This window comes from Methylophaga sp. F7, assembly GCF_056863975.1.
In genome coordinates, this window is record NZ_JBWPVL010000002.1 from 59,674 (window position 1) to 85,239 (window position 25,566).

Here is a 25,566-nt window from a genome sequence, read left to right on the forward strand (position 1 = left end):
TATAGAGTGCTTAGTGATTCAATCCAACTAAGGCTTTCTTATGAGTCCTATCCGAATTCGTTTTGACCACGAAACTGCTTATACCCGTGACTGGCTTGCTGATAATGAAGTCGAAGCGCAACGAGTGCTTGCGACCTTCAAAGCTAAAGATGTCATACCGAGATGTGAGTGCAATGACAAATTACCACCGATGTATATTGCTCATCGAACGCGGTATTACCTTGCTCGCAATCCCGGTACTGGCACTTTACATTCCCCTGAATGCCCTTCTTTTGAAATGGAAAAGGAAGACAGCGGCAGGATCACTTACGAAAGTGATGTTATTAAGCCAAAAAATGATGGCACATTGTCATTAAAGATTCTCGCACCACTGGCCCATAAGATTGTTGATAGATCGCCTAAAGAAGCAAACGATATCGACGCAATGGTGCCACCAAGACCGAAATCACCTACTGCTAAACGTGAAGCCATGTCTCTGACAGGCTTGCTTGCTTTGATGTGGGAAGAGGCAGAACTTAACCGATGGCATCCAGGCTTTCATAATCGACGCATTTGGGCAGTGGCCAGAACCCGACTTTTGGATGTCGCACAAAGACTCAATACCAAGCGAATTAACGTTGCAGATGTGTTGTATATCCCTGAACATTTTAACGAATCCCAAAAAGACGCCATTGATGCTCGAAGAAAAGACGCATTTAAACGCATCATGACCAAAACCAGCACCGTCACTAAGTACATGATGGTGGTCGGGGGTATTCGTAAAATATCAGTTCAAGAGAAATCAGTAGCCATCACACTTCGGCATCAAAGTGAGTCTGTGAAATATTGGGGATCTCAGCACGTTCTAAAAAAACTCAATAATGGCCCTGCTCTCGAAATTCTGGGTAATATCAATGATCCACGCTTGATCTACACATTAATGATTGTCAGCCGAGATATTGATGAGGTTCTGCATATCCAAGATATCGGTTTTTTAGTAACTGACATTCATATGATCCCTACCTATTGTGAACAAGACCGGCTAATGACTGAAAAGCTAGTCATGGAAGGGCATAAATTCATTAAAACAATGCGATATGACGGCTCCAGAGATTCTGTATTTCCAGACTACCTGCTGGTGGATAACCCTAATGCAATATTGCCAATGGCCATCTTCCGGACGTTTGCTTCAGAAACAGCTATTGAACAACGTCACCAATCTAAAGAGCGATGGAAAGAGAAGTATGGCAAATACTGGATCTGGGATATGGAAAAACAAGGTGAAAGCGTTCCAGACTTGCCAACACCGCCAGCAACACGCACGGACAGCGTATAGCTTAACAAGCAGGACCGCATTGATAATTATGGCAAATGGCGCGATGACGATAGATAGTAAAAGTGTGAACCAGTTGCCTTGCATTCATAGCCTTGTAGTAATAACATTCACGTAACTAGGTTTCTCGCTCGTCATTAATTTGATGAGCAAGAACTGGAACTGGCCCAGCGCAATAAATGCCAGTCTCAACTACCCGGACGGGAAATATTATTTCCCATTCGGGGACTAGTATTTCCAATTCGGGTTTTTTCTGTTTTAAGAGGAGAAACCTAATGGAAGTACTAGATCAAACAGTTTGGATTCATATCAACTACCGTACTTGGCAGGGCAAAAAGACTCTGACACGCGACGAGCTAAACCGATATGCTGATCCTGACAAGACCCCACCTGAAGATCTAATCACCCCCGGTACTAAAGCAATTGCAGATCCTGAGAAGCTGAAGCGCATTAACAGCCTTGGGAAACGTATTCATCGGGAATGTGAAAAGGTCTGTCTCAAAGCGTTTGGTGCTTATGGCACTTCAATCGAAGCCGGTGAATCATTACTGGCCAGATTGCAGAGTATGAAAGATGAGCACGAAGCGTTAATCACCGAGTATTTGGATAGCTATGAGCAATCCAACACTGAATGGATAGCCGAACATCCTGCATGGGAACAATGGCTACGCAATTCCATGATGAGTCGCGGTGAAATCGAGAATCGATTCAAGTTTGAATTTCAAGCTTACAAAATCACAAGTGGCGGCCAAGGGGCACTGATGAACGATGGCCTTCAACAAGAGCAAAACGGGTTGTTGGGGCAGTTGTTGTCGGAAATCGAAAAAATGGCAGCTGATGCGTGGGCTACTTCTTATGAAAATAAGGATAGAGCCGGTCAAAAAGCGCTTTCACCCATTCGCACAATGCTGAATAAGCTCAAAACACTGAGCTACATTAGCAGTAAGGTGAATGTTCTCATCAAGCGCGTAAATGATGTTCTTGATGCGTTGCCAAAAACCGGTCCGATTGAAGGTGCCGATCTCTCATCAGTTTGTGGGTTATTAAACCTGTTAGGTTCGTACAGAAGAATGACGGACTTTATTAACCAGGTACCACAACATCAAAACGATGTGTTCGATCCAATTGAGGAAGATGAAGACGATTCATTAGTGGTTTCAGAGCAGACAGATATTGTCAGCGAAGAAGTTGTTGATGAGCAAACTGATAAGCAATCAGAAGTTGAAGTCACCATCCCCTCTAATCCTAAACCTGTAGCGCAACCAGCTGCATTTTGCTTCTAAAGGAGTATGTTATGAGCCAATCAACTTTGGTTAAATCACTCCCCATTGTCGCAAAGGCACTGGGGCGCAACATGGGTGTTCGTGTGGAAGTGGATGCTGGTCATCCTCGGACAGACGGTAATGTTATTTATTTACCGTCTTTGCCCTTGGATGATCCCGGTGTAGAAATACTGGGACTTGGCTTTATCATTCACGAAGCAGGACACATACGTTACAGCGACTTCAGTATTGATTACGCCAAGTTATCTCCAATAGAGAGAAAACTGAGCGGGATCATGGAAGACATTCGAATGGAGAAGTGCATTATCCGGGATTATCCGGGGGCACATAAAAAGCTTGCGAACCTAGTTCAAAAGCTTGTCCATAATGGATTCTTTGAGCCAGTCACTACTGATACTTCACCAGCTGGAGCGTTATGTGGGTATTTGCTTCACAAAGGGCGTGCACGGGTACTTGGTCAATCCGCTTTAGATGACCATGCTCAAACCGCGCAGACATTTCTCGAAGGCTATATGACGCCACTGGCTATGACACGGATTAATAGTGTTTTAGCCAGGGTTTCTGGCACAAAGAATGAAGGTGAAATCGTTGAGCTTGCTCGCGAAGTTGCCCAAATACTGGAAGAGGAGAGTCAACGCACCGCACCACCACAAAACAGTAATCAAAGCCAGCAGCAACACGCTGGCGATGATTCACAAGATCAAGACCAGACATCTGATCAGAACCATGACCAGCAAACCGGTGATGGCGATGATTCCGATCAAGGTTCAGATCAAGGGGACGATGATGCACAAGGTGATGATAGCGATATGCAATCAAGCCAAGGTGATAACGATGCAAATGATGATTCATCATCAAATGCAAGTACAGCGTCCAGCGACGACACATTAGATGCAGACAGTGACACCGGTAACGGTCAATCCTCCAATTCATCGGGGGATATGTCACAAGAAGCGTTTGATGCAGCCGTGCAAGCCATGAAAGACATTCTGGGCACATCAGAAAGTGACTCAAGGGATTTGCCAGGTGATATCAGTGATGCATTTGAACAACTCATCAAGGATGAGATTCAAGAGGCGGCAAATGAGCGTGGAAATCACGCTGTTAGCATGAAACCAACTCACATTACTGATTTAACATCACCTGGCGATCATCAAAAAGCACTTGATGAAGCTCAAGCAGCAACAGCTGCATTGCGTTCCAGACTTGTCCAATTGGTTCAATCCCAGACCAAAGTGAAGCGAAAGACTTCACGAAATGGGCGCAGGCTGAATGACCGAAAACTACATCGTATAAAATCAGGAAATTTATCGGTGTTTAAGTCGGCCAGTCGCAAGAAAGCGGTTAATACGGCAGTACAGGTTTTGCTTGATAGGTCGGGTTCTATGCGTGAAGGCATAGCGATGGCTGCAAGATCTACATTGTCACTAACTGCTGCAATGAAAAATGTACCTCACTTGTCAGTAGGTGCAGCAATGTTTCCGGGTTCAATGGGCACGGCTGTGACTGTTTTGACAAGACAAGATCAAACGATGAATCAAACAGCTGGGTATTACCCAGAAGTTCAAGTCGAAGGTTGCACTCCGTTGCTTCCTGCTTTGATCTGGTCAGGGGATAACCTGGTTGCTCAAAAAGAAGAACGAAAAATCCTTTTTGTGGTGACTGATGGTGCTCCTGATGACATGCAAGACTGTATCAAGACGGTAAATGACTTGAGACAAGGTGGCATTGAGGTATACGGCATTGGCATCGACGTTCGCGAGAAGATGATGTCAGCCCTGTTTGGTAATAAGCATGTATGTATTGAGCACGTGGGAGAGCTTGCGGAAGCAACCTTCTCACTACTTGAAACGACATTACTTGCTGCCTAACGCAAAATAGCTTCATAGCTAGTAGTACCAACTGTTAGACCCCCGAAAGGGGGTTTTTTTTATAACCGGCTCGGACCAATATCCGGTTATTCATTGAGGCAAAGCCTTAAACCTTTTTTAATGCGAGCCATGAAGAAAAAGGCCAAAGGTTTACTATCAGCAACCAAGATTGCTCAGCGCAGCTTCTGTGAAAAGCAGCTCGTGCTCGATGAGCAATATGGTCGGCATGAAACAGACGTTCAAAAACAGCGACGTGAAAGAGGAGACGAAGAACATCTTCGACATCACCTTGAAGCACAACGCTATGGTTCAAACCGAGATAATCGGTGTTTCATTGCTACCGAGCTTTATGGCCCTGTTGCCAAAGAGACAGAGCAGCTAAGACTGTTCCGTGACAGATGTCTTCAAAAAAGCTACTTAGGCCGGATATTTACCAGTGCCTATTACGAACTCTCGCCAACGATTGTGTGTTTGATGAAACGCTACCCTTTGGTCAGAAAATTCATGAAACCCATTATCAACTGGATCGTTAAAAAGGTGAGCATCCATGGCTGAAGCCTATTATCTCGCTATTGTTTGCTTGCTCATCCTGTCTCTGTACGGGATTGATGCCAGAAGACGTGAACAGCGTCGTAAATTCATTCTAAAAGAACGTATGCCTACCGAGCTTTCTGAAGGTCAGCTAATTCGTTCTGAATACTACATTCGCACGGAAGTGCCTCGGAAAATGCATGGCACATTGGACCAGTTATACAGGGTCATGTCTGGACTACATGTGCTGGTGGACAGCAAAACCCGTGATAAGCATCAAGTATTCCTCAAAGACATTGTTCAGGTTTCGGTATACCGAGTCATTTTGACCCGTATAGGCATGAAAATGGCTGACTATGCCTATTTCAGGGTGGTTACGCCTGATGGTGTCCAATATATCAAACGAAACCTTCTTAACGAAGCACAAGTGATCGAAGAGTTCGATAGAACTCAGGCGCTCATGAATGGTAAAGCAACACCCTCAAATGCCCAGCACAAAGCAATGTGCATAAGCTGCCCTCAACAAATTAATTGCGACAATTGGCAGTTTTCAGGCCGCCAGTAATCATAGGAGAAATCATGAAAGCAAAACTGCTTTTACTGCCACTACTAATTGCATCTGGTGCTAACGCTGATGTGTTAATGCCAACAGAAGACAGTGCTAAGTACGCTGATAATCGCGTCCGACTCACAGCAAAATTGCAAGAACCTCCAAAGACCATATTGCCCAAGCTGGTAAGTAAATATTCTGCAGGTAAGGCTGAAACATCAAAATCACCAGCAGGTGACACAACTACTGCAAAAAACATTGCGAGCACAGCAGACAAATATGTTGTTCCGCCAAGAAAAGCAGTAGCAACTGGCCTTGCAGAGAAGCAGGTTAAAGCTCCTGAGCCGAAAAAGACGGTAGCTGACCTACCTCTACGTGAGCTGAATGATGAAATACAGGTTTCTTTTCGTGACCGTTCATTACCTTCCAGTATTCGCACATTAACCCCTCCTGGCTGGGTTTTAGACCTGCAAATCGACAAAAGCATCGAAAGTACGCTTATCAGCTTTTCGGGTGAAACCAGTTATGCACAGGCGCTTAAGGACATTCTTGAGCCACAAGGGCTGACCTATCTCGCATACAGAAATATGAAGCCTAAACCACTGATTGTCGTGACTCACGGAGGCAAGAAATAATGAAGAAATTAGTTATCGCCGGCATGATCAGTCTGACAGCGTGTGCTATGCCACCAGAAAAACCTGTTGAAACAACGCAGATTGAAAACATTCCACGTACTCAGCAGTTAGCACCCAGAACTAGCAACTACGTCAATATCACCACATCACGCAAACAGATCTTGGATGAAACCGTCACTATCAATCAGCCACGTATTGCATTGATAGATGCATTAACACATCCCTCAGCACTGACAACAGCGAACATCGTGGCGCTCGATTCTGGTGTAAATCTGGCCATGAAAATAGGTGTGAGAGCACAAAACTCACGCATTACTGACTATATTCGTCAAATTGAAGGTACAACCGATTACAAAATAGACGTTGTCCAAAATAGTGATGGCGTGATTCTCCAGGTGGCCTCAACCATGACTCAATCTTGGGATATGGCTGCACTATCTGATATGCCAGAAGCCATTACGCGCTCTGGCTTCTCGGCAACAACACAGCGATCATCTGGTGGCGGTTCTGGTGCTATGGGTGGGAATGCTGGAGGTGGAGAATCCAGTCAAGGCCAAACACAAAGTGCAAGCGGTACCAATATTGTCACGACACGTGAAGATGATACATGGTCATCATTAATTGCAGATGCCCAACGAATTCTAGGACTTATAGAGGACGGTGAGTCCAGCTCAAACACTAGTAATGGGAGCAATCAGAATACTTTAGTGCCACAACTTGAAGAAGGCGATGATCCTATAGCTTTTTTGAATAACTATAGCAAAGCACTCGATGATGAGATGAACCCTTACTTTGACACGCCATGGGTAGTAGGTAATAAAAGACTAGGTAAAATCACAGCGTACGGAAAGCCAAGCCAAATTAGACGCCTTGATGAACATTTCTCAAAGCTTGAAACAGATAGCCAAAGACAAGTACATCTGTCAGGTGCCATCTTAGATATTAAAACTAGCCGAGGTGAAGGATATGGTGTTGACTGGAATGCCGTTTACCAAAATAGCGATGGAGACAAAACCGTATCCTTTGCTGGTGAAACTACACAAGCACTGTCCATTGTAGACGGTGGTAACTGGTCAGTAGCGGCATCAATCCCATTTGGTAATCTGACATTAAATGCGATTGTCGAATCTTTGAGAGAGCAAGGCAGTGTCACGCTTCAAAGCCAACCACGATTAACTGTAACAAATGGGTATACAGCCTATTTAGGATCTACACAGGAATTCTCATTCGTTTCAGGTGTTGAATTTTTGCCATTAACTGCTGGCGGAGATGGCAATGTAGCGTCAGACACTGCAATCACTACAACACTTTCACGTGTCAATGTAGGTATCAAAATCGCTGTTACACCTAAGATGCTGGATGACGGCAAAATTCTAGTCGATATTGTTCCGATACTGAGCACAATCACTGGATTTACTCCAATCAGTTCTGGTGGTGAAGTATTTGAAACGCCAAATATTGCTCTTCAAGAGCTTGCAACACAGGTCATTACAACCAGTGGCACACCAATTTATCTTGGTGGTCTGATCATAAATAGAGTTCTGCAAAACACTCAAAGACTACCAATTAAAAATGAATTACTTGCCAAAGCTCTGGGTGGAGCTAAGTTCGAGCAAGAAGACAGCGAACTGCTCATTGTCATCACTCCACAGGAAGTGGGCGCATGATATCCGTCAATACTCCAATCTCAATTGAAGGAAGCACGTGCATCCTGATGCGTGACGTATTAGGGGGTTCGACAAACGATAAATACACCAGTCAAGAGCAAGGCAGTCTTAGAGTCTGGTACGAAGAGCAAGCTCTGCGTGAAACTCGCGATGCACATCCGAAAATACCGGTATATGGTTTCTGGCAGTCATTAATTGCATCTGGGTTGATTGATACCAGCAAGCGTTTGCAATACATCTTTACGACTGAAAGCAAAGATTTTGGCTATTACTTATATAGCCATGAAGGGCTTCTGCATACAGGCTCACTGTTTCATGACGAACTACAACGTCTACCAGGACCTGCGATCCAAGAAGGAATCACAGTTGCTGATGGTGAAGAAATCACCGTCAGTATTTCTGACCTTAAATTGCCAGACTCTCCATTACTGACACACAAAGAACGTATTGCTGCAGCAGTACTGGTCAAAAAGAAAGCTCAGCAACAAGGTTTTCTAGCAGTAGCTTTGGTGAGTGGACTAGCCCTTTTAGTGGATACAGGCCTAGCTCATCATCATAAATCACACATGAAGGAATTCAGCAAAGTAAACACTGAACTTCACATCGCTGAACAAGCTCTTGCTTCTGTTAATCTTCAAAAACTTGAAAACTGGCCATCACAGTCAAAAGCCTTATCAAGCCTTTATCAAGTAACTAATGCATTCACAGGCAGCAATATTTCTGGCGAGATTAACTTACTCCCTAACAAGCAAATTGCAATTGAAGTTAAGGATTCTCGGGACACAAGAGCCAGGTTAAGCATGCTGGAAGATATGGGGATACAGTCAAAGCGTCTTTCAGCTAACACAACGATTATCCAATGGGTGAACGATGAATCGTACTAATCCAATCATTAGAAATATTGCAATTATTTTAGTTTCTTCAATGCTTGCTGCTTTTTACATAATCACTGGTAACGCTTCCAGAGAATATCCAAGTATAGAAAACCTACAACTGCAAATATCTCAGATTAACGATCAAGTAGAAATTGTCAGCCAAAAATCTGATCTCCCACTACTTCCAAATATCTGGCACTCCATCACTGTAATTGCCAGTACACATGGCGTGAAAGTTTCCCCACTCAAACAAGCCAAGGATGCAGGCATTCTCGACTCAGATATACCTGGAGGAACACCATGGTATGGCGTGATTCAGGGAAATAGTAGAAATGTGGCCATGGCAGCTATAGAGATCCAGAAAGTGGTTCCTGTAATTTTTGGTGCTGCAGCCATAGACAATGAAGTAATTGGCCTGAGCTTCGCAGCGTTAGGTTCGGAATTAGAAAACTAAGAGGTCGTTATGAGAAAAAAAATACTTACATTATTGCTACCAGGAATACTTATCTCCTTTACCCAGCCTATTTCTGCTGAAAACCAAACAGGATTAACAGCTGATCAAATTCGACATGAACAGGCATTAACAGAGCTCAGAAAGCAAAAAGAAATTCTCGAACTAAAGCACTCTCAAGCAATGCTTATCAGAGACTGCCATGAAATGGGTATTGACTGTCGCGAAGCTGATTTAGATATCCGGCAAGACCCTCTTAATGACCTTGCGACAGTGATAGGTAGCCAAGAACCACATCTAGCTACATCACTGGAAGAGAGTTCTTTTTCAATTGAAGGAATTAAAAGCAAGTCAAGCGTCAGTCCTACGCTAGAAGCTATCCAGAATGACAGTGCAAAACTTAAATATTCTGGTGAGACTCAATGGGCCCTTGTCGGAGACACAGTTGGAGAGTGGGTTGTTACCCATATAGATGCCTCAAAAGTACGCATTAAACACTCCGGAAACTCTAATTCCAAAACCTTAGTTTTAAATTGGTGATTACTATGACTGGAACAACTGAATTATTTCAACGCATACTAGAAAAGCTTATATCTCAGGGCGTTACAGACTCAATCAAATCATCGCATTGGCCAATACCAGAGTCTGGCGAAGCAATCTATCACTCACTGATTGAAGAGGGCGTCTCTGCCGCAGATATAGCTACTGCTTTCTCTCAATTAAGTAATAAACCTATCTATAGCATTGATGATGGTGAGTTTGATCACGAAGGTGCTGGATGGGGAATTGCAAATAATACCTTATACATTGTGAACCCTTATGGGCACACAATTGAAGAAATGCTAGAGGAGCAGGCAAAAGGGAAAGTTAACTTTAGCAAAACCGGCATATTAATAGGCACATCCACTATTACACTAACTCAAGCTACTAGCAAAACCGAGTTAGATAAAAGCATTAATGAAATGATCGAAAGCGCCTTGGAAGTAGGTGCCAGTGATATCCATGTTTCCCCACGCACACGAAAACATTTATCAATACAGTTTCGCTCGGATGGGGTAATCAAGCCATATCAACATAAAATCAGTATGGATGAGTATCAGGATTGGTCAAACAAATTGCTTGGACGAGCTGGAAAAATCGGTGGGAAGCCAACTAAACCACTTGATTTAAAGTTTAACTATCTCTGGAAGGATAAAGACATACAGGTACGTCTAGCTGCATCGCCAGTAATGAGTGGCGGTGACCCCTATTTCTATTTTGTTATGCGGCTATTGAACCCAACAGGCCAGCAAAGGCAGCTCAAAGACATTGGCTTCCCGAAAGTTGAGTATGAAACCTTAAAGACCCTTTGTCGCCCTCCAAAAGGATTAGTAATAGTCACCGGCCCAACAGGAAGCGGTAAAACTACAACGCTGTACGCCATGCTCCAGCTAATCCAAGAATTACGTCCTGGCGATTCAATTCAAACATTAGAAGATCCTGTCGAGGTTGAATTACCTGGCATCAATCAGACCCAGATAAATAACCAAGCTGGCATGACCTTCGCGGAAGGATTAAGAACAAAACTTCGGCAAGACCCGGATGTAATTCTCGTCGGTGAGCTTCGTGATCTTGAAACCACTAATCTTGCAATTGAAGCATCCATGACCGGTCACTTGGTTCTTGCCACGATGCATACAAATAGCGCGGTTCAAACCATTAGTCGATTGACAAACATGGGTGTTAATCCATCAACACTTGCCGATTCATTGCTTGCAATATCAGCTCAGCGAATGGTGAGAAATGTTTGTAATGAGTGTTCCACAGAAGAAGAATTTGGACAGAATCCAGCTATTGCTGAGAAGTACTCAAGCTTGCGTGGCGCACCTCAACTTGGTGAACCCATTAAGGTTGCAGACCATAAAGGCTGCTCCAAATGCGATGGAGGTTACTCAGGTCGAAGTCTAGTTTCTGAGCTGATGATTATCGACCCATGGACACAAAATCAAATTCTTGAAGGTACATCTGCAAATGTTATCGAAGAGAAGCATCGCAACCACCAATATTCCACCATGTGGGACAACGGTATCAACATGGTCCGCCGTGGAAAAACAACTATCAGTGAACTAGAAGCCAGGCTATCTCCACTTGCAAGCTATGGCCAACACTTTACTTATGGCCGTGAAACAAACCTGCTCTAATTTTTGAGGAAAACAAAATGAACCTAAATCTTAAACAAAAAGCCCAAAAAGGCTTCACATTAATCGAACTCATGATTGTCGTTACTGTATTGGCCATACTTGGAACAATAGGTATGCGCGGCTTTAACGCATGGGTAGGTGGTGCGAATGTGGACGTGGCTACCTACTTTGTTGAACGTGACTTTCTATCAGCAGTTACTCAATGCTACCGCATCAATCGTGGCTACGGTAACTGTGACAAATCAGAACTAACGCGTTACGGTTTGAGCGATCAGACTGCTTGGGATACGGATTGGACAGTTAGTGTAGCCGGCAATACCTTCAATATCTCAATGCCAGTACCAGATGACGAAGATGGTACTAATTTAGCGACACGTCTAAATTCATCTGAAGTTGAGCACATTAATAATGCATCCTATTCTGGCTCAAGCGTAACAGTTGAATTGGTAATGCCATAATGCAATTCGTTGTTAAACTTCGATATTTGGATGGCAATACTCGCCTTACCTTGATGGAAGCAGAACATCAGGTTGCTCTTCTCGAGCAGCCTGGACTTGATGATGCAATTGAAGGCTCATGGGAAATCCCGTTTGGATTAAAGATTGGTTCAAACAAACTCAAACCTGAAGAACAATTACTTCTTGTTGCTCAAGTCGCAACACTGGTGGACTCAGGTGCCGATATAACACAAGGCATTACTGAAATAGCAGAAAGCACTCCTTTTCTAAAGAAGCACATGCAAGATCCCAGAATAGAACACGCCTCACGAATATCTGATTATTTAGAGCTTTTCGGGGTAGATGGAAACGTTGTGTTACTAGTTCGCTCTGGTGAAGAGTCAGGTCGAATGAGTCAAGCTATTAACATGGCAGTTAAAAACATTCAGCAGGATATTGAGCTGAGAAAAGCCACAAGTGCGGATTTGAAGCTGGGACTAACTTATCTAATCCTCGGAATAACATCCATTTTGCTATTGAGCTTAATACTCGGAGGTCCAGCACAGCAAATCATCGACGTGCCTCAGCTTAAAGAAAACAATGCAACTCGCCTTATCGTTAAATTAAGAGCAATTCAAACTGACCACACGTTTCTCTTCTTATTGGTAGTTGGTGGGGCTATGGCCGGAATTCGATACCTTTGGAACAATGTCTCAGAATTTCGCAGCCTATGGGGCGTGCGTCAACTTGATGAGCTATTAAAAGCCAGAAGATCAGCAAATTTCCTTGCTGCTTGGATGCCTCTGTTTGCGTCGGGCTTCAGTCCAGACAAGTCCCTAAATTTGATTGCTAAAAACAACAGCGGCACAAATAAATTAGCTGTCGAGTCCATTATGGAAGGTGTAGAGCAGGGTGCGACTATTCCACAAAGCCTACTAGCCCAATACTGGTCACCTAGTTTTATTATTGGCATGAAAGCTTTCGATGCAGCGCATGACGAAGCACGTCACAAATTACTAGTGCGTATCAAAGGGATGCTAATCACAGAGATATTCGTTACGGGAAAACGCTTCTCTAAGCTTGCGTTGCACATTGGCATGATATCGGCTGTATTTACAGTTTTTTTGATTGCTGCAGGCTTCTATGCCCCAATGCTACTGTCGCGTGGTGGTTAGTGAAAGGTTACACGCTCGTCGAATTATTGGTAGTCACAGTACTACTTTCAATCTTAGCCACACTGGGTATGCCCGTGATTAAAGAAGTTATGGAGTCACACAGGGTCATTTCCACAGTTGAAACTATGAAAGCACTTGCTGCATCAGCTGATGTCGCGAGACGATTACCAGGTGGTGATAACTTCACAGACGCAACTACTAGCGATATTGCTGCTTTACTTAACAATTATGAAGCAAACTCGCAGGGCTTAACCAGTAGCCCATTGCAGACCTATTGGGGAACGAGCTACTTAATAACCACTACCGGACAATATGCCACTGTAAAAGTATCTATTCCGCTACGGGATATTAATCCGTTTGAAACCATCGCAACGTCCGCTGGGGCTAGCACTAATCTTCTAGTTAGCTATAAGCCACGGGGCGATAATCGCTCATCAGTTGTCACTTCAATCTACAACAAACGTCACCTCTATTTGGAATCCACAGATGATTAAATATCGCTCTCAAACATTGAGACAATCTGGCTTTACGATAATTGAGCTGCTGGTTGTGATGATGGTCATAAGTATTATGGCTGCCCCCTTCGCCTATCAGCACATCCAGAAATTTGAAGAAGATCGGATTGCAATAACCGTTGCTGAAGTTAATGACCTGTTTCAGTCAGCTCAGAACTTTGCAGCAGAACAGGATGGTGAGTGGCCAAGCGAAGCAGATAACTGTGCGACAGCTATTTCTACAATGGACACTGAAAACTATCTTCAAGGATTTAACGTTCGATCACCCTTTGGTACTAATTTAAGTACCAGCTGCACTACAGGAGACGGCAAAAGATTTATCGTCACTATTGATGCAGTAGATGCTGGTAATGCAGAGCTTTTAGATGCTGGCCTTCCCTCCAGCACGGTGTCAGGCAGCCTTGTTACAGTATCTGTGCCACTGCCAGCCGTCATTCCAGCTCTTGAACATTTGCTGCCAAGAGATGGCTCAAGACCAATGACCGGTGATTTAGATATGGATGATAATAACATCCTAAACGCTAACCAAATCGAGACAGAGACAGTTCTATTGAACTCAATCGTGACGAAAGACTCAGCGTGTGCATCTAACGGTTTAGTAGCAAGAGATAATATCGGAAACTTACTCAGTTGTGTAAGTGGACAGTGGAAAGGTCCAGAGGGAGCTCCACAAGGAATGGTCGCTCATTTCCATCAAAGTATATGCCCCGATGGTTGGTCAATGGCTAATGGTGCAGGTGGTACTCCAGATTTAAGAGGTCAGTTTATAAGGGTTTGGGACGCAGGCAAAGGTATAGACGCAGGCAGGGTTAGAGGTAGCGAACAAGCACAAGACACGCAACGATTTAGTGACTTCCAAGTTCAACGATTGAACCAGTGGACTGCCGGTCCAGGCTTAAGAACTTCTTATCTTCCAGAAGACGGTGCTTATTCTAGCTGGCTACACACAGGTGAGGGTGGTGGCGGAACAGATGTCTGGAGGCTTCGTATGAGATTAAAACCTAATGCTGAGGTACGCCCTACCAACGTGGCAATGCTGACATGCATGAAGCAATAGTCAGACTCAAGACATTAGCAATAGCTAGACCAAAGGAAGATCTAACCTAATGATAGAAAACAATTTAAACGATATTAAACTGTTCAACGACTACGCAATATTAAACCGCTCTGGTCAGCATGAAATTCTTCGTGAAGGTGAAACATGGAATGAACTGAAAGATTTATATACCCAAATCCTAGATGAACATTGCCCAGACCAAACAATTAACGCAACTGACGCCTCAGTTACATGGCAAGGTGATCGGTGGCGTTGCCATATATTCCACAGCGACCGAGGTTGGGGTTGTGCAATGCGAAGAAATCCAACTGTCATTCCTCACTTACAAGACGATTTGGGCTTTGAGCTAGACAAAGTACTTTCACTAACCAATGGCTCAGGATTAATAATAATAGCTGGACCAACAGGTGCTGGTAAGACAACCACGATGGCATCGCTTATCAATTACTTGTCAGAACGCGGTGAATTGGGCGATACAGTAACGATCGAAGAGCCAATAGAATACAGTCATACTGATCCACTTATTTGTCAGCGAGAAGTAGGTATCAACGTTGGTAGTTTCAACGCCGGTGTGCATGAAGCTATGCGTCAATTTCCACGCAATATTGTGATCGGTGAAATTCGCCACCCCAATACGGCTGAAGCTGCTATCCAGGCTGGGTTAACTGGCCACCGAGTATTTGCCACACTTCACGCAAAAAATATTCAGGAAGTCGTCACCAAAATGTTCGCATTACTTGACGATCAGCATGATGACTTGCTTCCTCAAGCAATGCAGGGCTTTATTTGCCAACACCTGATTCATGGCATAAGTGGAAAAACACACTGTATTTACGAAACGTTAGAAGCTACAACCCAAGTTCGCAGTATTCTTGCTCAGGGTGCGGCAGCACTACCAAGACTAAATCATGAAATGTATCAGCAACGCAGAAAATCACTCGCAGAACACGCTAAATCACTCGTAATTTCCGGAAAGCTCCAAGTCGAAGAAACTGTTCGATGGTCCACAGAATGAGGCTGATGATGAGAATAGGAAGAAGCTTTGTAAGTATACTTTTCACCGCAATGCTGGCCTCCCCAGCTATTGCACAGACTTATACTGTTCAAGCCGGTGATAGCTTATGGAAGATTGCTGAAAAAACCAAAGCACATGATGTAACGGTTCATCAAATGATAGCAGCGATACATGAAAATAACTCAGCTCTATTGGGTGCTGATATCGGCAACATCAAGCCAGGTATGGAATTAGCAATCCCATCCCAAACTGCAGCCTCTAACGCAAGCTCTAAACATGCCACGCAATTACTTAGTGGCACCGGTAGCCCATTTTCGACACCCACAAGAAATACACGCATTGATTCCATTCAAAAGAAAATTAGCCATATCGAGAATGAAATCGAAGACACAATCGAAGCCCTTACAACAAGTCAAGACAGCTTCGACGCAATGGTTACCCCCTAGGAGAAAAAACGACAAAGAGTTAAACAATAATGCCGGCCTTATGCTTTTCATAAGCTCGGCATTTTCTTTTATCATGCAGGTATGCCGATATGATTTGAATCGGTGGAATATCAAAACTATCACCACTCAAACAGATACAGCCAGTTCGGGGAGTATCACGGCCCCGGAGAGCATCCTGATAAAGATCCAAATAATCCTTATGATGACCTCCGGTTCTTGCCAATACACCTTCGTCATACCCCTCATTCAGTTCTACACGAGCCATTTCAAACGACTCCATGAGCTTCAGCAGTTCATTATCCACCATCAATAAATCGCTATATGATTTGATTGAATTGAGCTCTACAAGATAGGGCACTAATGGCTTTAGAGGGTCGGCAACGATTCTGACGAAATCCTCCAAAAAGCGCATTAACCATCTGTTTTACAAGCCCTAAATTAACTATTTCATCGCGTGCAGACGATGCGTTACCTGCCGTATTCCCACACCCAGTAGCCAAAAGCCGCGGCACATAAAAGCCATGTGCCAATAACGACTGCGGCCGCAACGTGGCTGATCGGCTTGGTTGCCACTTTAGCTGCTTTCGAGCGACTCGCTTCTATCACATTCGATGGCGTCAGCTTGATGACAAGGACGATGCCCAGCGGGACCAAGATAATGTCGTCAAGATAGCCCAGGATCGGTATGAAGTCCGGAATGAGATCAATTGGACTCATGGCGTACGCTGCGATTGCGAGCGCAAGCAGCCGAACGACTATGGGGGTATTCGAGTCTCGCGCCACAAAATAAACCGTCAGCGCATCATGCTGAATGCGTTTTGCCGCAGCTCGCAGCCTGCCAAAGGTCACGGTAGACATCTAAACTTCTCCTTGCGCGATTGGCATTACTCGCAACTCTCAGGGATGATCAGGCCGAGACAATAGCGGGCTATTTAGCCAGGCTTGTTTGTAGTTGTTTCAACTGACCCTGGAGGACAGCTTTTTCCTGCAGTAATTCGCGATTCTGATCGTTGAGGAACTGGTTTCGGTCGTCAGCCGCTGCCACGCGCTCTCTGAGGTCGGAGATCCGCTGCTGGCAGGCCGCGAGATGTTTTTCAGAATCCGTTAGGGCCGCACCAAGCTTCTCCCGGTGTTCGGCGTCGCTATCTCGCTCCAGCTGGAGGCGGTCGACTGTCGCTTCCAGCGTTTCTGTTCGCGTTGCCCATTGTGTTATGACGGCCTGGCTCGCGTGCAACTTTTCTTTCAAGTTTTCAGCGTGATCCTGACTGGCCTCATAGCGCTGGTTTATTTGGTCGCGATGTTGTCTCAGCGTGTCGCGGTCCTGTTCGCTGGAGCGGAGCTGCTGCGTCAGCTGATCCACCTGACCCTCCAGCCCTGACTGGGTCCTGTGGAACTGGTCCCGTTCATGACGGCGATCCTCGGCAATCTCCTGCTGGTAGTGCTCGAAATGGCTGCGGATATCGCGGTTTTCCTGCTTCATCTCTTGGACGGTTGCAGTGGTCTCACTGAGTTTCTCCTGACTTGCCTCCAGTTTGGACGTGAGTGAGGCCGCCCGGTGCTGTTCCTGTTGCAGAGCGTGGGCCTGGGCATCGCTTTCGTTGCGAAGCGCTTCATTGGCCTTCTCCAGCCCGCAGCGTTGCTCTTCCAGTGACTCGCACCGCTGCCGCACCTCTTCCAGCTCGGTGCGCCATTGCTGTTCCAGCGTCTGGTGCGCTTCGCGCTCCTGCGTAATACGTTCATCGGCCGCGTATTGAGCTCGCTCATGCAGGGCTTTCACGGCGGCCACCAAGTCAGCCGGGAGTCCGTTCAGATCCGCTGCGGCTTCGCTGCCTGTTTTCCAACGTTTCAGCATTGGCCCGAGAGTGCTGCGACTGCCGGTACCGAGCTCCGATCGCACCCGGTCGACAGTGGGCTCGTCACCGCGTTGGCGGACGCGTTGCGCAGCGTTGGCGACATCCTGGTAGGTAATTCCGGCGCGGGCCATGACATGCCTCATTTTTATCATATAACGTGATATGTAATATTACGTTATTTATGAGATAATTAACAAAGTTAATTTAAGACCCATAACGCACGTTAAAGCGTATTAACGTGCGTTAGAGTGTGGTCTGCTCTATTCTGCCCCTGTAACACCGGTACACCACCGGCTCTTGAGAGCACGCCTCGAATTGGAGTGATCATGGATCCAAAACCCACCACCAGGTCCACATTACGTAATACGGAAAAGACCCTGTTAGCCGATTCGGCTAATCGGTACATCCACATGGCCACCACGGACAACACGCGCCGAACCTACCGTGCGGCCATTCGAAGCTTTGAGCGCTGGGGCGGACGTCTACCGACACAGCCGGCGACCTTGGCGGCCTACCTGTCCGACCAGGCAGTCGCGCTTAATCCTCGCACGCTGGATGTCTACCTGACGGCCCTGGGGCGCTGGCACCAGACTCAGGGATTGCGTGATCCCGCTCGGGACCCTGGCGTGCGCAAAACGTTGGAAGGGATTCGTCGCGTCCATGGTCGGCCGAAACGGCAAGCCCGGGCGCTGCGCCTCGAACACATTGCCGTCTTTCTGCAAACACTCCAGCAGCAGCCTGACTCGCTCAAGAAGCATCGCGACTGGGCCCTGCTGCAGGTCGGTTTTTTTGGGGCGTTTCGCCGCAGTGAGTTGGTGACTATTGAAGTGGAGGATTTGTCGTGGGAGCCGGAAGGGCTTGTGGTGACTCTGCCGCGCTCGAAAACGGATCCTCACGGTGAGGGGCTAAAGCGGGCCCTGCCTCGGGGCAACGGGCCGGTCTGCCCGGTCAGTGCCCTCGAAAACTGGCTAAAGCGCGCGGGCATTCACGAAGGACCCGTCTTTCGAGCCGTCAATCGCTGGGATCGGTTGCAACCCCAAGCCCTCTCAGGCGGGTCAGTGAACCGTATCCTGAAGGCGCTCGGGGAAACCTGCGACCTGGACTTCGTGCCGACCCTGAGCAGTCACAGCTTCCGGCGCGGTTTATCCACCGCCGCCGCGCGGGAGAAGGTCGACTTTGCGCAGATCAAGCGTCAGGGCGGCTGGAAGCATGACGGGACGGTGCGGGGCTACATCGAGGAAGGGCAGCAGTTTACGGACAACGCCGCAAGCACCCTGCTGGCCAAAGTTGCTAGCCTGATCGAGGGCTCCGATTAATGTTTAGTATGACAGTGGTTGGCTACCCATCCTGAGAGAGTTCGCAATGCATTGGACAGGTATGGACTATCACAGTCACATGCACAAGTGATGCGTTATCCGTTTGGATACGATCGCGGTAATGACCGGGCGGCTGAGGGTCATGGGTAACGACCGCGACAATCGCAGCATACAAGTTAGGCCCAATCGACCAAACATGAAGATCACTCACGCGCGTATCGCCGCATTCTACCGCTCGTTTAACGCCCTGCTGGATACCGGTTTGCTGTTGATCGAGTAACACGCGCGATGTGGCTTTCAATAATCCCCAAGACCACCGGGTAATGAGAATGGCACCGACGATACCCATTGCCGGGTCCATCCAGTTCCACCCGGCGTATTTACCCGCAAGCAGAGCCACGATGGCCAATACAGAGGTGAGCGCATCGGCCAACACGTGGAAATAGGCCGCACGGCGGTTGTGGTCGTGATGGTCATGAGAGTGGTGTGAATCGTCTTCCTGGTGGGCATGACTGTGGTCATGGTGGTCGCCAAGAATTTATGCCGACACGCCGTTGACGATCAGTCCGATGATCGCTACGAAAATAGCGCCGTTGAACGAAATCGTGACCGGATGGATAAAGCGATCAATGCTCTCAACCACCATGAAGAGAGCGAAGCCGGCCAGGAGTACGGCGCCCGTGAACCCTCCCAGCGCATTCACTTTGCCGGTACCGAAACTGAACCGCGAGCTCGATGCGTTTGAGTTCGGCAACCCCGTTGGGGCGAATCACACCGGCGAGTTGTAGAGCCTGGAAAGCACTGTGGGGCGCGTTATCCAGTGGGTGGCGCGTCCTTTTTATTTGGGCCAGTAGATGTGACGATCATCAACGACAAAGTCATGCTCGTGAGCCCTCGGATGGCACCAAGGCATTTTGACATTTTAAGGCCAGTTTTAACGGGACGATCTCGCGATCACTTCTGACCCATCCGATTCCGATATATCTCAAGATCGTCCCGCAGTGGTTCCAGATCATAGCCGGCTGCGCTGGCTTGGCTGAGCAGGTCCGCGATCGGATAGTGAGCCGCCTTGGCATAGGCCCACAAGTGGATGGCGCGCTTCCCGGTGCGACAATAGCCGAGAACCGGGTCCGTGGATGATTGCAAAGCGCTGGCAAAAGCCTCGATATCCTCAGGGGCGTACTTTCCCGGTTCGACTGGAATTTCGTACCACGTCATGCCCAGGGACTCTGCCTTGTTTTTCAGGGTTTGGGTATCAGGCTGGTCGTCCGTTTCATTTCGAGCTCTGCTGGCAATAATCGTGCGGAAACCCGCGTTTGCCAGTTGTTCAATATCGTCAATACCAGGTTGCGCCGTTACACTAAAGCGCTCATCAAGTTGTTTGATATCCATCGAATATCTCCTTTAATTTCAGGGAACTTCTGAATAAGTTTATGTCAGCTCATAGCGGCTGGGTTTATCCAAAAAGAGACCGGCGAGAATGCCAGCAAGGATCGCTATCGCCAGGGCACGATCGAGGCCGGACTCAGTACTCAATGCAGAGTGCTGCGCCATTGGGTAACAATCCATGCTTACAAACGTCACGGTTGCTTTCCGCATGCCAGATTTGCAGGCACGGCAACATCCATCAGTTTGGGGTCGGGCAAGTTAAGATTATTCATGATCCGGGCGTACTCGGCTTCCGATTTGCCCGCCAGACGTGGGTTGTAATGCTTCTCCTCGTAGATGGAGGAGCTCAGCATTCCTTTGTAGTCATGCGCTGGATATACCAACGTATCGTCAGGTAAGCGGAACAGTTTGTTAACGATAGAATCGTAGCTCTTGCGTGGGTCGCCGCCCTGAAAATCAGTCCGGCCACTACCGCGAATCAATAACACATCGCCAGTGAATACCGCCTTCTGGTCGCCCTGATTCCAGTAAAAACTGAAGGATTCATCAGTGTGACCCGGAGTGTAAATGGCTTCCAACCGAATGCCGTCGATATCAATTCGATCACCTTCCGATACATGTTCTGATACGCATTCCGCGTTAGTAAATTCACCCATGATGGTGACGCATTGGGTGGCGTCACGCAGATCACCAAGGGCAGTGACGTGGTCAGCATGAGTGTGGGTATCAATCGCCCGGACAAGCTTAAGATCAAGTTGATTAATTAACCCAAGATAGGCCTCCGTCGACTCTTTTACGGGGTCGATGATGAGCGCTTCTCGCCCCCGGCCGGACGCAATGAGATAGGTGTAGGTGCTGGATGTTTTGTCGAAGAACTGACGGAACAGCATGAATTTCAACCTTGCGAAAAACGCTAAAAGATATAAGGGTGTAACTAAATGTAATAATAGCAAAGGTAGCTGTCAATCGCAGGGCGAGTGGGCGCCATGCCTAGTGTCTCGCCCTTCGGGAGGCCCTGCTTTTTTTGGTTGGTGAGGTTAGCGTACCTCCCTTCAGCCCTTAATTTTGTGTACGCCTCGTTCACGGACTGTCTTGTTCTTTAATCAGGTAAAAGCCGAGTTTTCAAGCCCATCCTGGAGCGATGTGATTAATGGGCATTCAACATTCCCACGCTGAGCGCAGCATTCCTGCACTAACCCGTCCAGCGCACGCTCGATGCGTCGCAGGCTTGAAATTTTCGCCCGCACACTGGCTAGTTTTTGCTCGCCCAATACCCGTGCTTCATCGCAATGGGTACCGTCCTGCAGTGTCAGCAGCCCTCCGATTTCATCCAGACTGAACCCCAGCCACTGGGCCGTTCGAATAAAGTGCAGGCGGGCCAACGCCTGATCGTCGTAATGGCGGATGCTTCCATAGGGCTTTTCAGGCTCTGCCACTAACCCCCGGCGCTGGTAATAGCGGATGGTTTCCACTCCCATACCGGCGGCTTTGGCCAGGGCTCCAATGGTCATTGAGTGTTGTTTTTTGGACATAGGGGTTGATTCCGTAGCTGACTACGGGAGTAACCTTACCTCAGTCACCCATTTTTAGAAAGGAGCCATCGTAATGTCAGAGTCCAAAAAATCCGGTCGCGGTTCGCTGATCGCAGGAGGGATTGCCGCTGCTCTGGCGTCTGCCTGTTGTCTTGGCCCCCTGGTCTTGATCACGTTGGGCATTTCCGGTGCCTGGGTCGGCAGCCTGGCCGCCCTGGAACCCTATCGGCCCTGGTTCATCGGTGCGGCACTGGTGGCCATGGTGTTTGCCTGGCGCCGGATATACCGGCCTGCACAGGATTGCCAGCCGGGCGATGTTTGCGCGGTGCCGCAAGTACGCACAACCTACAAGGTTGTTTTCTGGATTGTCGCGCTGCTCATTCTGACTGCGCTGGCGTTCCCTTATGTTTTACCCCTATTTTACTGAGAGGCATAGCACCATGAAAAAATCACTGATCGCCACAGCGTTATTCCTGTTCGTTAGCCTGCCGGCCCTGGCAGCACCACAAACCGTCACCCTGTCAGTCCCTGGCATGACCTGTTCGGCCTGCCCGATCACCGTCAAGGCCGCTCTCAACCGGGTGGAGGGCGTGACCTCTGTGGATGTTCGTTATGAAGAACGCGATGCGACGGTCACCTTCGACGACGAGAAAACGACCGTTGAGGCACTGACGCAAGCCACCACCAACGCCGGCTATCCGTCCACGCTGAAACAATCTCAGGCAAAACAGGAGTAACCATGGCAAACCCCAAAACCCTGTTGCGGGTGAGCGTCATCGGCACGGTGCTGGTCGCCCTGTGCTGCTTTACCCCAATACTGGTGGTTTTGCTGGGAACCTTAGGCCTGACAGCCCTCACCGGCTATCTCGACTACGTGCTTTTGCCCGCACTGGTCTTTTTTATTGGCCTGACCTGCTATGCCGTCTGGCGTAAAAAGAAACACGACGCCTGCTGCGATAGCCCTTCAACCAAGGAGTAACGTTTATGAGTGACAACAACCTGCACATTGCGGTGATTGGCAGCGGTGGCAGTGCCATGGCTGCGGCCCTGAAAGCGACGGAGCGCGGTGCCCGGGTGACGCTGATTGAGCGCGGCACCATCGGCGGAACCTGCGTCAACATTGGTTGCGTACCGTCCAAAATCATGATCCGGTCGGCGCATATCGCCCACCTTCGCCGGGAAAGCCCGTTTGACGACGGACTGAGTGCCCAGGCACCGGCGGTGAATCGTTCAGCCCTTCTGGCTCAGCAACAGGCCCGGGTGGAGGAGCTGCGCGAGTCCAAGTACCAGAGCATTCTCAACGACAATGCCGCGATTACCGTCCTCAAGGGCGAGGCGCGGTTCGTGGACGAGCGCACACTGACGGTTACGCTCAACGACGGCGGCGAGCAGACGGTGCACTTCGACCGGGCCTTTATCGGCACCGGTGCCCGGCCCGCCGAACCGCCTGTTCCGGGGCTATCCGAGACGCCCTATCTCACGTCCACCAGTGCGCTGGAGCTGGATCACATTCCCGAGCGCCTCGTTGTGATTGGTGCCTCGGTGGTGGCCATAGAGCTGGCTCAGGCCTTTGCCCGCCTTGGCAGTCGGGTCACCATTCTGGCCCGCAGCCGGGTGCTGTCTCAGGAAGACCCGGCGGTGGGTGAAGCCGTGGAAGCGGCCTTCCGTCGCGAGGGCATCGAGGTGCTCAAGCAGACCCAGGCCAGTGAGATTACCCACAATGGCCGGGTGTTCACCCTCCAAACCAACGCCGGCACCCTGGAGGCGGAGCAACTGCTGGTGGCCAGTGGCCGCACACCCAATACCGAGAACCTGAACCTGGAGGCCGTCGGCGTGGCTACCGAGCGCGGCGCGATCCGGATCGACAACCACCTGCAAACGACCGCGTCCGGCATTTATGCAGCCGGGGACTGCACCGATCAACCCCAGTTCGTCTACGTGGCTGCCGCCGGTGGTAGTCGGGCCGCCATTAACATGACCGGCGGTGACGCCAGCCTCGACCTCAGCGCCATGCCCGAGGTGATCTTTACCGATCCACAAGTGGCCACCGTCGGTCTGTCCGAGGCGGAGGCCCAGGCTCAGGGATACGACACCGACAGCCGCACCCTGACCCTCGATAACGTGCCCCGGGCCCTGGTTAACTTCGATGCCGGGGGCTTCATCAAGATGGTCGCTGAGCGTGGCAGCGGACGATTGCTGGGTGTCCAGTCCGTCGCGGGCGAAGCCGGTGAGCTGATCCAGACGGCCGTCATGGCGCTGCGTGCGCGTATGACCGTGAACGACATTGCCGATGAGCTGTTCCCGTACCTGACCATGGTGGAGGGGCTCAAGCTCTGTGCCCAAACCTTCACCAAGGACGTGAAGCAATTGTCGTGCTGTGCGGGATAAGACGGTGCCGCCAATGTATAACATGGATGAGATCGTGGAACGGCTGGGTCTGACCGGCGAAAGGGAAGCCGCGCTTCATGTGACGCTGTTGCGCGAGCTTGCCCTGGGACAACCGGTCACTGTTGAGCGGCTCGCGAAGTCGCTCAACTGGACGACTGATGAGGCAGAGTTGGTGCTGGAAAAACTGCCCTGCGGGACCATCGAGTACGACGGCCAGGGACGGCTGATCGGCTCCGGCATCACACTGCGAGAAACCCCGCATGCATTTGTTGTCAACGATCGGCCACTTTATACCTGGTGTGCACTGGATGCCTTGATGTTTCCAGCTGTCATCGGCGAACGGGCGCAGGTGCAATCGCGTTGCCCGCAGACGAACAACCCGGTCACCTTGACGGTTACGCCACAGGGAGTGGTTTCGCTTGAGCCGGAGGACGCGGTCGTCTCTTTAGTCTCGGTGGCCGCAGCGGGAGACATTCGAAGTGCGTTTTGTTGCGACGTCCATTTCTTTGCTTCACGGCAGGCCGGGGAGGCCTGGGGGCGGGATAAAATGCATGTGCACATGGTGAGTGTTCAGGAAGGTTTCGAACTGGGGCAGCGGATTGCGCACCTTATACTCAACAGGGCAAGGAGTGACCAACATGGGAGCTAATACCCGAATGGTAAACCCCAACCTTGAAGGTGGGCCGGGGGCGCAAAAAGAAGGCTGTGTCATTTCCGAAGCGGCCCGTCTCTGCGGCCTGTCAGTGCATCAGATCCGGACTTATCTGGACATGCGATTGGTGTACGCCTGTGGCACCACTCAGGGGGCTCTCGCTTGTTCGATGACGGCTGCCTGCAACGGTTGGCGTTGATCCGCTCCTGTCGTGAAGCCGGTCTCGGTCTCCCCGAGATTGCCGAATTTATACAGGCGCTCGACAACGGGGATAAAGGGCAGTGTCGAGCCGTCGAACGGCAAATTCAACACACAATTGCTGTTAAACGAGCCGCACTGAATCGCTGCACCCAGGCACTCACCAAGGCGGCGCATGGAGTGAAGTTGAGCGCTCTCAAAGGGCCGTAAGTTGAGGTGGCACCGGACAGTGGCCGAA

General features: G+C 48.7%; 30 protein-coding genes and 2 pseudogenes. 25 read left to right on the forward strand and 7 right to left on the reverse strand.

The genetic code is table 11. The features are described 5' to 3' along the window. Positions 1 to 40 precede the first annotated feature (40 nt). The 18 genes and pseudogenes from AC08OG_RS15535 to AC08OG_RS15620 all read left to right on the forward strand — a co-directional run bounded on the left by AC08OG_RS15535 (position 41) and on the right by AC08OG_RS15620 (position 16,000). The gene (locus AC08OG_RS15535; protein WP_292411771.1) at positions 41 to 1,315 is read left to right on the forward strand and encodes a DUF1173 family protein; all 1,275 of its coding nucleotides are present in this window, start codon (positions 41 to 43) and stop codon (positions 1,313 to 1,315) included. 272 nt (positions 1,316 to 1,587) lie between these two features. Next, a complete protein-coding gene (locus AC08OG_RS15540; RefSeq protein ID WP_292411770.1) occupies positions 1,588 to 2,595 on the forward strand; it encodes a DUF3150 domain-containing protein in 1,008 nt (335 codons plus the stop codon). Between the two features lie 11 nt (positions 2,596 to 2,606). Next, positions 2,607 to 4,466, forward strand: coding sequence for a vWA domain-containing protein (locus AC08OG_RS15545; RefSeq protein WP_292411768.1), 1,860 nt, complete (start codon positions 2,607 to 2,609; stop codon positions 4,464 to 4,466). A gap of 129 nt (positions 4,467 to 4,595) precedes the next feature. Continuing rightward, positions 4,596 to 5,021, forward strand: coding sequence for a CFI-box-CTERM domain-containing protein (locus AC08OG_RS15550; protein ID WP_292411767.1), 426 nt, complete (start codon positions 4,596 to 4,598; stop codon positions 5,019 to 5,021). After that, positions 5,014 to 5,562 (forward strand): hypothetical protein, encoded by a 549-nt coding sequence (locus AC08OG_RS15555; protein WP_292411766.1) that lies wholly within the window; start codon positions 5,014 to 5,016, stop codon positions 5,560 to 5,562. Before AC08OG_RS15550 ends, AC08OG_RS15555 begins: the two co-directional genes overlap by 8 nt. A 14-nt stretch (positions 5,563 to 5,576) precedes the next feature. Beyond that, positions 5,577 to 6,182 (forward strand): hypothetical protein, encoded by a 606-nt coding sequence (locus AC08OG_RS15560; RefSeq protein WP_292411764.1) that lies wholly within the window; start codon positions 5,577 to 5,579, stop codon positions 6,180 to 6,182. After that, on the forward strand, positions 6,182 to 7,849 hold the full coding sequence (locus AC08OG_RS15565) for a type II secretion system protein GspD (RefSeq protein ID WP_482930634.1): 1,668 nt from the start codon (positions 6,182 to 6,184) through the stop codon (positions 7,847 to 7,849). Before AC08OG_RS15560 ends, AC08OG_RS15565 begins: the two co-directional genes overlap by 1 nt. A gap of 47 nt (positions 7,850 to 7,896) precedes the next feature. Continuing rightward, a complete protein-coding gene (locus tag AC08OG_RS15570) occupies positions 7,897 to 8,733 on the forward strand; it encodes a hypothetical protein (protein ID WP_292411760.1) in 837 nt (278 codons plus the stop codon). Further along, positions 8,720 to 9,178 carry a hypothetical protein gene (locus AC08OG_RS15575; RefSeq protein WP_292411758.1) on the forward strand — a complete coding sequence of 153 codons (459 nt, stop codon included), beginning with the start codon at positions 8,720 to 8,722 and terminating at the stop codon, positions 9,176 to 9,178. Before AC08OG_RS15570 ends, AC08OG_RS15575 begins: the two co-directional genes overlap by 14 nt. A gap of 9 nt (positions 9,179 to 9,187) precedes the next feature. Then, the gene (locus tag AC08OG_RS15580; RefSeq protein ID WP_292411757.1) at positions 9,188 to 9,715 is read left to right on the forward strand and encodes a hypothetical protein; all 528 of its coding nucleotides are present in this window, start codon (positions 9,188 to 9,190) and stop codon (positions 9,713 to 9,715) included. Between the two features lie 5 nt (positions 9,716 to 9,720). Further along, positions 9,721 to 11,355: a GspE/PulE family protein gene (locus tag AC08OG_RS15585; RefSeq protein ID WP_292411756.1), complete on the forward strand. Its 1,635-nt coding sequence runs from the start codon at positions 9,721 to 9,723 to the stop codon at positions 11,353 to 11,355. Between the two features lie 17 nt (positions 11,356 to 11,372). After that, the gene (locus tag AC08OG_RS15590; RefSeq protein WP_292411754.1) at positions 11,373 to 11,813 is read left to right on the forward strand and encodes a pilus assembly FimT family protein; all 441 of its coding nucleotides are present in this window, start codon (positions 11,373 to 11,375) and stop codon (positions 11,811 to 11,813) included. Next, positions 11,813 to 12,967, forward strand: coding sequence for a type II secretion system F family protein (locus AC08OG_RS15595; RefSeq protein ID WP_292411753.1), 1,155 nt, complete (start codon positions 11,813 to 11,815; stop codon positions 12,965 to 12,967). Before AC08OG_RS15590 ends, AC08OG_RS15595 begins: the two co-directional genes overlap by 1 nt. Then, positions 12,967 to 13,029: pseudogene (locus AC08OG_RS15600) on the forward strand (prepilin-type N-terminal cleavage/methylation domain-containing protein); the annotation flags it as partial. The gene AC08OG_RS15595 and the pseudogene AC08OG_RS15600, both read left to right, overlap by 1 nt. A 12-nt stretch (positions 13,030 to 13,041) precedes the next feature. Next, a complete protein-coding gene (locus AC08OG_RS15605; protein ID WP_292741662.1) occupies positions 13,042 to 13,461 on the forward strand; it encodes a hypothetical protein in 420 nt (139 codons plus the stop codon). Continuing rightward, positions 13,454 to 14,539, forward strand: coding sequence for a type II secretion system protein (locus AC08OG_RS15610; RefSeq protein ID WP_292411750.1), 1,086 nt, complete (start codon positions 13,454 to 13,456; stop codon positions 14,537 to 14,539). The genes AC08OG_RS15605 and AC08OG_RS15610 overlap by 8 nt, the downstream gene beginning before the upstream one ends. 49 nt (positions 14,540 to 14,588) lie before the next feature. Next, positions 14,589 to 15,554, forward strand: coding sequence for an ATPase, T2SS/T4P/T4SS family (locus AC08OG_RS15615; RefSeq protein WP_292411748.1), 966 nt, complete (start codon positions 14,589 to 14,591; stop codon positions 15,552 to 15,554). A gap of 5 nt (positions 15,555 to 15,559) precedes the next feature. After that, positions 15,560 to 16,000: a type IV pilus assembly protein FimV gene (locus AC08OG_RS15620; RefSeq protein ID WP_292411747.1), complete on the forward strand. Its 441-nt coding sequence runs from the start codon at positions 15,560 to 15,562 to the stop codon at positions 15,998 to 16,000. A gap of 19 nt (positions 16,001 to 16,019) precedes the next feature. On the opposite strand, the gene AC08OG_RS15625 is transcribed toward AC08OG_RS15620, so the two are convergent. The 3 genes from AC08OG_RS15625 to AC08OG_RS15635 all read right to left on the reverse strand — a co-directional run bounded on the left by AC08OG_RS15625 (position 16,020) and on the right by AC08OG_RS15635 (position 17,984). After that, entirely contained in the window at positions 16,020 to 16,412 is a 393-nt protein-coding gene (locus tag AC08OG_RS15625; RefSeq protein ID WP_482930635.1) for a hypothetical protein, read from the reverse strand. Between the two features lie 56 nt (positions 16,413 to 16,468). Further along, on the reverse strand, positions 16,469 to 16,858 hold the full coding sequence (locus AC08OG_RS15630; RefSeq protein WP_008295667.1) for a YkvA family protein: 390 nt from the start codon (positions 16,856 to 16,858) through the stop codon (positions 16,469 to 16,471). Positions 16,859 to 16,928: 70 nt separating this feature from the next. Then, positions 16,929 to 17,984, reverse strand: a complete 1,056-nt coding sequence (locus AC08OG_RS15635; RefSeq protein ID WP_023659525.1) for a DNA-binding protein — start codon at positions 17,982 to 17,984, stop codon at positions 16,929 to 16,931. Positions 17,985 to 18,179: 195 nt separating this feature from the next. Here AC08OG_RS15635 and AC08OG_RS15640 point away from each other — a divergent pair, with 195 nt between their 5' ends. Then, a complete protein-coding gene (locus AC08OG_RS15640; RefSeq protein WP_023659524.1) occupies positions 18,180 to 19,169 on the forward strand; it encodes a site-specific integrase in 990 nt (329 codons plus the stop codon). A 22-nt stretch (positions 19,170 to 19,191) separates the two neighbouring features. Here the strand turns inward: AC08OG_RS15640 and dmeF are convergent. The 4 genes and pseudogenes from dmeF to merR form a co-directional block, all read right to left on the reverse strand. Next, a pseudogene (gene dmeF / locus AC08OG_RS15645) lies at positions 19,192 to 19,923 on the reverse strand (CDF family Co(II)/Ni(II) efflux transporter DmeF). A gap of 200 nt (positions 19,924 to 20,123) precedes the next feature. Next, a complete protein-coding gene (locus AC08OG_RS15650; protein ID WP_008295672.1) occupies positions 20,124 to 20,561 on the reverse strand; it encodes a protein tyrosine phosphatase family protein in 438 nt (145 codons plus the stop codon). A 188-nt stretch (positions 20,562 to 20,749) separates the two neighbouring features. Further along, the gene (locus AC08OG_RS15655; RefSeq protein WP_008295674.1) at positions 20,750 to 21,448 is read right to left on the reverse strand and encodes an MBL fold metallo-hydrolase; all 699 of its coding nucleotides are present in this window, start codon (positions 21,446 to 21,448) and stop codon (positions 20,750 to 20,752) included. A 213-nt stretch (positions 21,449 to 21,661) separates the two neighbouring features. Continuing rightward, positions 21,662 to 22,090: an Hg(II)-responsive transcriptional regulator gene (merR, locus tag AC08OG_RS15660; protein WP_015077956.1), complete on the reverse strand. Its 429-nt coding sequence runs from the start codon at positions 22,088 to 22,090 to the stop codon at positions 21,662 to 21,664. A gap of 73 nt (positions 22,091 to 22,163) precedes the next feature. Here merR and merT point away from each other — a divergent pair, with 73 nt between their 5' ends. The 6 genes from merT to AC08OG_RS15690 all read left to right on the forward strand — a co-directional run bounded on the left by merT (position 22,164) and on the right by AC08OG_RS15690 (position 25,538). Beyond that, positions 22,164 to 22,517, forward strand: a complete 354-nt coding sequence (merT, locus tag AC08OG_RS15665; RefSeq protein WP_292411742.1) for a mercuric ion transporter MerT — start codon at positions 22,164 to 22,166, stop codon at positions 22,515 to 22,517. Between the two features lie 13 nt (positions 22,518 to 22,530). Beyond that, entirely contained in the window at positions 22,531 to 22,827 is a 297-nt protein-coding gene (gene merP / locus AC08OG_RS15670; protein ID WP_008175598.1) for a mercury resistance system periplasmic binding protein MerP, read from the forward strand. 2 nt (positions 22,828 to 22,829) lie between these two features. Next, on the forward strand, positions 22,830 to 23,069 hold the full coding sequence (gene merF / locus AC08OG_RS15675; RefSeq protein WP_068434989.1) for a mercury resistance system transport protein MerF: 240 nt from the start codon (positions 22,830 to 22,832) through the stop codon (positions 23,067 to 23,069). A 5-nt stretch (positions 23,070 to 23,074) separates the two neighbouring features. Further along, entirely contained in the window at positions 23,075 to 24,478 is a 1,404-nt protein-coding gene (gene merA, locus AC08OG_RS15680) for a mercury(II) reductase (protein ID WP_023559547.1), read from the forward strand. A 13-nt stretch (positions 24,479 to 24,491) separates the two neighbouring features. Beyond that, complete coding sequence (gene merB / locus AC08OG_RS15685; RefSeq protein ID WP_023559548.1) at positions 24,492 to 25,127, forward strand: organomercurial lyase MerB; 636 nt, start codon at positions 24,492 to 24,494, stop codon at positions 25,125 to 25,127. 165 nt (positions 25,128 to 25,292) lie between these two features. Further along, positions 25,293 to 25,538: a MerR family DNA-binding protein gene (locus AC08OG_RS15690; RefSeq protein WP_482930636.1), complete on the forward strand. Its 246-nt coding sequence runs from the start codon at positions 25,293 to 25,295 to the stop codon at positions 25,536 to 25,538. The last annotated feature ends 28 nt before the right edge of the window (positions 25,539 to 25,566 follow it).